Raw genomic sequence first — 921 nt, 5'->3', positions numbered from 1 at the left:
CCGGCGCCCTTGGCGATGTACGTCATCGGGTCGATGGCCCTCGCCGTCGTGCCCAACACCCTCGCCACCGCACCGGCCTTGCCCGCGCCCGCCACACCGGCGCCCGCGCCTCCGGTGAAGACGGTGGTGAGCACGTTGAAGGTGACCGCACCGGCGGCGCGGGCGGGGTTCTTGCCCCACTGGTCCCACGCCACCAGCGCCTTGCCCGTCTCCTTCATCGCGGTGCGCGAGTCGCGGATCCAGGAGGGGAGCTTGTCGTCGGGGAGGAGCCAGAACGCCGTGCTCACCCCGGGCAGCGACGAGAGCACCAGGCCCGTGGCCAGCTGGGCCAGGCCCTTCCAGGCCTGGCCCATCGCCTCCCAGCCGCCGAAGCCGACCAGCGTGCCCAAGCCCTTGATCGTGCCCCAGATACCGTCGACGATCAGGCCGTCCCACACGAACGACTTCACCCAGTGGCCGACCTCGTACCAGTGATGCTTCTCCTCCACCGGGTCACCCCAGGGAAGCTTCGCATTCTTCATGTCCTCCGCGGAGAACCCGTACTGGTCCTTACGGTCCGAGCCGTCACCGGCCACCATCTGCGTCCCGCCCCAAAGAGCGGTGATCTTGTTGTGGCACGTCCGCTCCGCCGCCCAGAACGCAGCCACCGTCGCGGTGATGTCATCCCGCAGCTGGTTGTGCTCGTCGACCTTGTCCCCGTCGTACTCCCACTCGTCATCATCCTTGACCGAGTCGACAAAGGTCTGCGCCTGGGTCTTCAACTCCTTGAGCTTCGCCACCAGGGGGCGGATTTCGGTGGCGTACGACGACAGCGCACCGGAGACGGTCTCCAGGTCGTCGGCGAAGGCATCGGCCTTGTCCTTCACCGGCTTGGTGGTGGCGAACAGCTGCTCCGCCTCCGGCGCCTGGTAATACGCCGAC

At 67.9% G+C, this 921-nt stretch carries 1 pseudogene; it reads right to left on the bottom strand.

What is annotated here, in order from left to right:
- Window positions 1-921, bottom strand: a pseudogene (locus tag SSP24_RS42505) (ADP-ribosyltransferase); the annotation flags it as partial.

This window comes from Streptomyces spinoverrucosus (assembly GCF_006539505.1).
In the GTDB taxonomy this organism is placed as follows: Bacteria; Actinomycetota; Actinomycetes; order Streptomycetales; family Streptomycetaceae; genus Streptomyces; species Streptomyces spinoverrucosus.
The sequence above is the reverse complement of the archived record's forward strand: the minus strand, read 5'-3'. Positions and strand labels throughout refer to the sequence as shown.